The sequence below is a fragment of the Pseudarthrobacter sp. C4D7 genome, from assembly GCF_013359725.1.
Lineage (GTDB): Bacteria > Actinomycetota > Actinomycetes > Actinomycetales > Micrococcaceae > Arthrobacter.
Genome location: NZ_JABFMW010000020.1, coordinates 74,027 through 80,138 on the forward strand (window position 1 = coordinate 74,027; position 6,112 = coordinate 80,138).

Sequence of the window (6,112 nt, forward strand, 5' to 3'; positions counted from 1 at the left end):
CTTGTTCCCCAATTGTCAGGCTGTATCAGGCCCGGTGGCCGCCTCCGGCGGTACCGAAACCACTGCTGTAGCGCCGTCGATGGCCGCTACCACCACTGTCTGGCCGGCGGGAAGCACTCCCGCTGCTGAGCGCGCGCTCCAGATGTCGCCGCCGATTTTTACCAAGCCGCCGTCGGACGTCACGGCCTCCATCACCACGGCCGGCTCGCCAATCAGCCGGTCCACGTTGGTCCTCTGCTCTGCGGGTCCCTTTTTCAGGTGGGACAGGGCCACCGGCCGGACGAATGCGACCATGAGCAGCGATACGATGCAGAAGATGACTACCTGGAGCCACGGTTCGGCGCCGGCGAAATCGGCGACCAGCGCGGCGAGCGATCCACCGCCCAGCATGATGAAAAACAGGTCAAGGGTGATCATCTCGACCACCGCAAACGCCAGGAAAGCCGTGAGCCACAGTGCCCACCAGTTTTCGCCAAGCCATTCGAACATTCCTGCTTCCCCCTTCGTCACCGGGGGCGCCGCATCCGCGGCACCGCCTGTAACTGTCTTTTCATCCTAGTCGGAGGACCTGCCCTGTGGGCCGGTTCACAAGGGATGCCGGGGGATAGTGGCCAAGTCGTTACGGGGAGTCCGGCGTCCTTGGCCGGTACAGCGAAAGCCTGAATTTTGCGTTGGCCGTGACCGGCTCCGGGGAGTTTTCGAGCCGGGCTGCGATCTGGTCCCGGTCCAGGTGGTGGCCCGCCGGTCCCATGAACGCCAGGTCCGCGGCGGCCCCGAGGCCAAGCTCCAACGGTATGTCCACGTCCAGGGCTCCGTCGGGTTCAAAGTGCCCGGCCAATGCCTCCGCCAGCCGCTCATCCTTGCCCTCTTCAATGCCAAGCATGCCGGTCACGGCCGCGATCTCTGCGAGGTGTCCGGGGCGGGGAGTCACCACGGCCAGCACGCCCGTGGGACGCAGGACCCTGGCGAACTCGGCAGCGTTGCGTGGGGCGAAGACCACGGTGACCGCGTCCACCGATTGGTCCGCCACGGGCAACGGCCGCCAGATGTCCCAGACCAGGTTGAGGGCCTCCGGGTTCAGGCGGGCAGCCCGTCGAAGGGCGAACTTCGAGATGTCCAGGCCGATCGCCGATGCCCGCCGGCCTGCGGAGGCTGCGGTGCCCAGGATTTCCCGGAGGTAGTGGCCGGTCCCTGTTCCGGAGTCCAGCACCACGGCACCTTCCTCCCGCAGGGCGGGAACGACGGCGGAGGCCAGGGCGTGTGCCAGCGGCGCGTAGTGGCCGTTCCCCAGGAAAGCGAACCGCGACGCCACCATCGCGGCGCTGTCCGGTTCAAAGGGTGTGCCTTTGCCCACCAGCAGGTTGAAGTAGCCTTGCCGGGCAGCGTCGAAGTTGTGCCCCTCCGGGCATGAGAGGCGGGGCTGGCGGGCGGTTTCCGCAGCCAGGTACTGCAGCGGACGGGAACAGATGGGGCACAGGAGGGGAAGGTCCGCGAAAGGCATGGGATCCAGTTTAGGGTGGCATGGGCATGGGCATGGGCATGGGCATGGGCATGCGGCCCGGACAGGCCTGGACGGCGGGATAAAGCGGTGAAGGTCAGCCGAGGGAGATGCCGGCGGGCCCGTCGTCGAAACCCAACCCTTCGCGCGCCTTGCTGATGCCTGCCTCGGCCCAGTGCGCTGCGTACTCCGCGTTGCTGCTCAGGGACCGGAGCTGGGCGCGGTCGATGTACAGGATGCCGTCCAGATGGTCAGTCTCGTGCTGGACGATCCGAGCCTGCCAGCCGGAGAACTCACGCCGCTGCGCTGCGCCGTCCGGCGTGAGGAACTCCAGCATTACCGACTCCGGACGCGCCACCACCGCCTGAAGCCCGTTGAGGGAAAGGCAGCCTTCGTAAAACGCAGCGTGTCCTTGTCCCAACGGCGTGTAGCGGGGGTTCAGGATGGCCAGGAAATCCAGCGGGCTCCTGTTGCGCAGCGCAGCGGCAGCGGGGTCGATCCCGTACTGGTCCTCCAGCACGGCCAGCCGCAGGGGAATGCCCAGCTGCGGCGCTGCAAGACCCACGCCGGGTGCCTCATGCATGACCTGCCGCATGATCCCGATCAGGCGGCCCAGCTGGTCCTCCGTCAGCTGGCCATCAAAGTCCGCGGCGCGCTGGCGGAGTGCCGGGTGTCCGGCCTGGACGATGGGAGGGAGGGAATTGGCGGACAGGATCCGCTCCACAATTTCACGGATGTGGCCGGCACCGGCGGCTGTTTGGGGAACACTCTGGGTCATGGTGACAGCCTACTGGCGGACTGCGCGCGGACGTTGGGTAGGGTCTAGTGCATGGCTGAAGATCCCGTCCCTGAAGCGTCCCCGCTGGAACACGTCCTTGAATTCATCCGGGTCCTTGAAGCAGGCGGCGGTGCTGCGGACATCCGCCCCTTTCTCTCGGAACAGTTCGTGTTGAGGGAGGCGCCCCACCTGCTGGCCCCGGACGGTTCCACCCGGACGCTGGCGGCGGTGCTTGCCGGCGCGGACCAAAGCCGCGACGTGGTCAAGGACCAGAAATTCAGGGTCCGGCGTACCACGTGTGAAGGCGGCCGTGTGGTGGTGGAAGCGGACTGGTCTGCCACGGTGCTGATGGATCTGCGGTATTGGGACAGCGGTGAGACCATCCGCGCCAGGACCTCGTCAGTGTTTGAGGTCAGCAACGGCGTGATTGTTAGCCAGGACAGCTACGACTGTTATTTCCGTTAACAGGCAGGGCAGTTGCGGCGCGCCGGCTAGTGCATGGTGAAGCGCCTGGCGGCCCACTGGTTCAGTGCGGGACACGCCGCGGCTGCACCAATGACGGCGCTGCGGACCCGCAGCGGCGCCGGCGGCAGCGGCCTGCCCAGCATCATGTTGATCTCCGCCTGCCGGCGGGCCAGGTTCGCCGCCCGGAGCCGGTTCTGCTCGAATGCCCGAAGCTGGCGGCCCGTAGGTTGTCCCGCCAGGGCGGCGCAGATCAACGGCGCCAGGTCCCGGGCGCCCAGCCAGCCGAGGTTCATGCCTTGTCCGCCAATGGGGCTGATTTCGTGGGCGGCGTCACCGAGCAGCACCGTCCGGCCGGCGACAGTCCTTTGGGCAATGACGGACCTTACGCTGAAGGCGCTGAGCATGGAGTTGGTGGCCGGATCGGGGCGGATGCCAGTCCTCCGATGCACCAGCCCGGCAAGGTGGCCAGCGCCTGACCCGGTTCCGGCCGGCACATCCAGCCGCACCACCCAGCGGCGGATGCCGCCCGGCAGCGGGAAGGATTCAACGATTCCGTCCGGTTCGAGGAAAAGGACCGCCTTATCCCCGTAGCCCGTGCCGTCGTCGAAATCGCCCATGAGGTAGTGGTCGGGATACGCCTTGCGAACCACTGGCACGCCAAGCGCATCCCGCAACTGTGACTTGGCTCCGTCTGCCAGGACCAGGAGCGCCCCGGTGGCGATGCCGCCGGGATGCGTGGCGCCAGTGCCGGAATCCACCGCGACGGTGACGGTGCCGCCGTCGTCCCTGGCCCCAATGACCTTGGCACCCCTGGCAAGGGCCGCGGGATCCAGGGAGAGGACGCGCTCTTCCAGAAGCTGTTCGGTCCTGAACTGCGGGAGCGCCAGGACGAACGGGAAGTCGCTGGAGACGTCGTCGAACGTCATGGTGCCGATGGTCTTGCCGCGGCTGACCGCCATGCCGGACCGGATACGTTTGCCCTCGTCCACCATGGCAGGTGCCACATGCACCGCGTTGAGTGCCTCCAGCGCGGGCGGGTGGATGCCGATGGCCCGGGTATGCAGGTTCCGCGACTGGCGTTGTTCAAATACCCTCACTGATACGCCTTCCTGCAACAGGGCAGCTGCCAGGTAGAGGCCAACGGGACCGCCGCCGGCGATCAGGACATCGGCATCCATTTCAGCCCCGCCGGTACGCCAGGACCTGGTGGAAGGCGGATGACTGTTCCACGGACCAACCCGGGGGAGCAACCGCGCGCAGTTCGGCACGGGTGTAGCTGCGGCGGATTGAGGTGAGGCCGTCCTCCCGGATGAACGACTTCCGGAACGGCAGCGCGGCCACGCCGAAGAGGGCGAAGGCGGCGGGGCTTCGGATGAGGTCGTTGTGCAGCGCCTTGCGGCGGGTAAGGAGTTCCGAGTCCGCCAGGAGTTGCGCGAGCTCCCCGGGTTGGAGGTGGTGCAGCACGTGGTTGGAGATCACGACGTCGAACATGGAGCCTTCCCGGACCAGGTCGCCGCTGTGCGCCTGGCGGAATGCGACGCCGGGAGTGGGGGTGCGCCGGCCGGCGAAAGCGGCAGCGCGGGGGTCCGGATCGATGCCGGTGACATGCAGCGGCTTGCCGTCGCGGTGCGCCCAGCGGGCCAGCATGACGGCGAGGTCGCCCCCGCCGGACCCGATGTCCAGCACGGTGATGGGCCTTTGGTCCGGATGGGCGAGCGTGCGCAGCTCTTTGGTGTAGAGGCGCCGCCAGCCGGAGAGGGCACGGTTGACCACGCCAAATTGGCGGTAGGTGTTGTCCAGGAGTTCTGCATCACAGTCCAGGCGGTCCATCTGCTCAACGTCCCCGGCGGCGCGCGTCCGCAACAGGATCCCCATCATCCGGCAGCCCGGTCAGGCCACGGGTGCTGCGGCCGGCACCCGGTCCTGGCCCGGCCCCTCCACCTCATCCGCGGCGCTGCGCTCCGGGGCTGGGCCCTGCGTTGGGGGCGCCGACTGCCGGATTTTGGTGAACAGGCCCGTTTCCACGGTCAGGCCGGGGCCAAATGCCATGGAACAGATGCGTTCGCCGCTGCTGGTGCCCTGCTTGAGCAGCGGCTGTTCCAGGATGTACTTGAGCACGAAAAGCACCGTGGCGCTGCTCATGTTCCCGTAGTTGCGCAGGATGTCACGGGCGGGAATCAGCTGCTCGTCGCTGAGGTCCAGCCGGGACTGAACCTTGTCCAGGATGCTGCGGCCGCCGGGATGGATGGCCCAGTGGGGGATTGCGGAATAGGGGAGTGGTGCCACGTCAGCGTCCTTGGCCAGGAGCGGCCGCAGCGCCCCCACGATGTGGTCATCGATGATGTGCGGCACGTAGTTGCCAAGGACCATCTCAAACCCATGGTCGCCGATGTTCCAGGCCATGGAATCCTCGCCGACCGGCGTCAGTACTGTTTCGAAATGGTCCAGCGCCAGCAGCGCGGTTTCACCGGCGCCGGGGCGCGCGGTCACGACGGCGGCAGCGGCACCGTCCGCGAACAGGGCCGAGCCCATGATCGTGTCCGGATCGTTGGATGTGCGGACGTGCAAGGAGCACAGCTCGGCGCACACCACCAGGACAACGGCGTCCGGGTCCGATTCGCAGAACAGCTTGGCCGCGCGAAGCGCCGGAAAAGCCGCATAGCAGCCCATGAATCCCAGGTGGTAGCGCTGCACGGAAGGATTGAGGCCGAGTTCGCGGACCACCTTGTAATCAGGTCCCGGATTGAAAAATCCCGTGCAGGAGACCGTCACCAGATGAGTTATGTCAAGTAAATCGATATCCGGGGCGGCGTGCAGGGCAGCGCGGGCTGCCGCCACGAACAGCTTGGTGGCTTCGCGGGCGAAAATGTCGTTCCGGACCTTGGTGCTTGGATTCAGCAGGAGTCCGGTCTCCGGGTCATAGAACTGCGGGTTGTCCGCGCGGGATGAATTGGTCAGCTCGTCCACCGCAGTGAACCTGGTGTCGATGGCTGCACCGTCAAAGCAGGTGGTGACCAGGCGTGAGCCCAGCCGGGAAAGGCCTGGCTGCGCGGCGAACACATCTCGGGCTTCGGACTGGATCAATTTTGTCGTAGGAACTGCAGTTTCCAGTGAACGCACGTAGACCGTCATCACGTCATTCTTGACGCGCACCCGGATTAAGACAATGGCTGCCGCCGGTTTGAGCAGCGGCTTTGCCGGTTTTCGCCGCGTGGATGCAGGAGAATGTGGCGTGTTCTGCCGGGCCCGGAGCTTCAGATCATGCCCCTCTTCTAACCCTCCTCCATTGCGCCGATAATCTACATTATGTCAATCGGTACTCTGCGTATTGCATCAGATGAATCAATCGCCCCGATCCCCCGGATCCGCAC

At 66.3% G+C, this 6,112-nt stretch carries 7 protein-coding genes; 1 reads left to right on the forward strand and 6 read right to left on the reverse strand.

Annotated features, from left to right (window positions below; translation table 11 throughout):
• Positions 1–15: 15 nt before the first annotated feature.
• The 3 genes from HNO81_RS14285 to HNO81_RS14295 form a co-directional block, all read right to left on the reverse strand.
• Complete coding sequence (locus HNO81_RS14285; RefSeq protein WP_175318767.1) at positions 16–489, reverse strand: NfeD family protein; 474 nt, start codon at positions 487–489, stop codon at positions 16–18.
• A 130-nt stretch (positions 490–619) separates the two neighbouring features.
• A complete protein-coding gene (locus HNO81_RS14290) occupies positions 620–1,501 on the reverse strand; it encodes a putative RNA methyltransferase (RefSeq protein WP_175318768.1) in 882 nt (293 codons plus the stop codon).
• A 94-nt stretch (positions 1,502–1,595) separates the two neighbouring features.
• Positions 1,596–2,276, reverse strand: coding sequence for a peptide deformylase (locus HNO81_RS14295; RefSeq protein WP_175318769.1), 681 nt, complete (start codon positions 2,274–2,276; stop codon positions 1,596–1,598).
• A 51-nt stretch (positions 2,277–2,327) separates the two neighbouring features.
• On the opposite strand from HNO81_RS14295, the gene HNO81_RS14300 reads away from it, so the two are divergent.
• Positions 2,328–2,741, forward strand: a complete 414-nt coding sequence (locus HNO81_RS14300; RefSeq protein ID WP_175318770.1) for a nuclear transport factor 2 family protein — start codon at positions 2,328–2,330, stop codon at positions 2,739–2,741.
• A gap of 26 nt (positions 2,742–2,767) precedes the next feature.
• On the opposite strand, the gene HNO81_RS14305 is transcribed toward HNO81_RS14300, so the two are convergent.
• From HNO81_RS14305 to HNO81_RS14315, 3 genes are read right to left on the reverse strand one after another with little or no spacing between them, the layout of a single operon-like run.
• Entirely contained in the window at positions 2,768–3,919 is a 1,152-nt protein-coding gene (locus HNO81_RS14305; protein WP_175318771.1) for an NAD(P)/FAD-dependent oxidoreductase, read from the reverse strand.
• 1 nt (position 3,920) lies between these two features.
• The gene (locus tag HNO81_RS14310) at positions 3,921–4,616 is read right to left on the reverse strand and encodes a class I SAM-dependent methyltransferase (RefSeq protein WP_175318776.1); all 696 of its coding nucleotides are present in this window, start codon (positions 4,614–4,616) and stop codon (positions 3,921–3,923) included.
• 15 nt (positions 4,617–4,631) lie between these two features.
• Positions 4,632–5,873: a type III polyketide synthase gene (locus HNO81_RS14315; RefSeq protein ID WP_175318772.1), complete on the reverse strand. Its 1,242-nt coding sequence runs from the start codon at positions 5,871–5,873 to the stop codon at positions 4,632–4,634.
• Between the last annotated feature and the right edge of the window lie 239 nt (positions 5,874–6,112).